We start from the raw sequence: 1,106 nt of genomic DNA, 5'->3' as shown, positions 1-1,106 counted from the left end.
GTCCTGCGCCCTGTGATGGCCGCCGCCCCGGATCCGCTGACCCGGCGCATGGTCGACACGCCGCTGGACACGGGCGTGCGTGTCATCGACGGCCTGCTGACGGTCGGCGAAGGCCAGCGCTTCGGCATCTTCGCGCCGGCCGGCGTCGGCAAGAGCACCTTGCTCGGCATGCTGGCGCGCGGCGCCGCCTGCGACGTCAACGTGATCGTGCTGATCGGCGAACGCGGCCGCGAGGTGCGCGAATTCATCGAACTGATCCTCGGCGAGGACGGCATGGCCCGCAGCGTCGTCGTGTGCGCCACGTCCGACCGCTCCGCCATCGAGCGGGCCAAGGCGGCCCACGTCGGCACGGCCATCGCCGAGTACTTCCGCGACTGCGGCCTGCGCGTGCTGCTGATGATGGATTCGCTGACCCGCTTCGCCCGCGCGCAACGCGAAATCGGCCTGGCGGCCGGCGAGCCGCCCACGCGGCGCGGCTTTCCGCCGTCGGTCTTCGCCGAGCTGCCGCGCCTGCTCGAGCGGGCCGGCATGGGGCCGGAGGGATCGATCACCGCCTTTTATACGGTGCTGGCCGAGGACGAGGAGGGCAACGACCCCGTCAGCGAGGAAGTGCGCGGTATCCTGGACGGGCACATGGTGTTGTCGCGCAAGGTCGCGGCGCGCAACCGCTACCCGGCCATCGACGTGCTGCACAGCCTGAGCCGCGTGATGACCCTCGTCGCCACGCCGGAGCACTGCGCCGGCGCCGGGCACGTGCGCAAGCTGCTGGCGAAGTACGACGACGTCGAGCTGCTGCTGCAAATGGGGGAATACCAGCAGGGCACGGACCCGCTGACCGACGAGGCGATCGCACAGCACGACCCGCTCGACGAGTTCCTCAACCAGCGCACCGACGACTTCGCGGACGGCGCCGACACGCACGAATACATCGCCGGGTTCGCACCGCAATGAGCACGGCGGCCATCGGCAAGTGGCGTGCGATCGTCGCCGCCAAGACGCGGCGCCGCGAGCGCATCGAGGAAGAGTTGACGCGCGACCGGCGTGCGCTGGCCGAGCGCGAAGCCGCCTGCGACGCGGCAAGGCGCGAGGTGGACGAGGCCAAGGGG

General features: G+C 71.2%; 1 protein-coding gene. It reads left to right on the top strand.

Going from position 1 to position 1,106, the window contains the following annotated elements:
• Window positions 1-951, top strand: a 951-nt coding sequence (locus ACEN88_RS32355) for a FliI/YscN family ATPase (protein ID WP_413346318.1), incomplete at its 5' end; no start/stop codon positions are given.
• Window positions 952-1,106: the final 155 nt, after the last annotated feature.

Source organism: Massilia sp. CT11-108 (assembly GCF_047302915.1).
In the GTDB taxonomy this organism is placed as follows: Bacteria; Pseudomonadota; Gammaproteobacteria; order Burkholderiales; family Burkholderiaceae_D; genus Telluria; species Telluria orientalis.
Note: the sequence above shows the minus strand (reverse complement) of the source record. Positions and strands in the feature narration are given on the sequence as shown.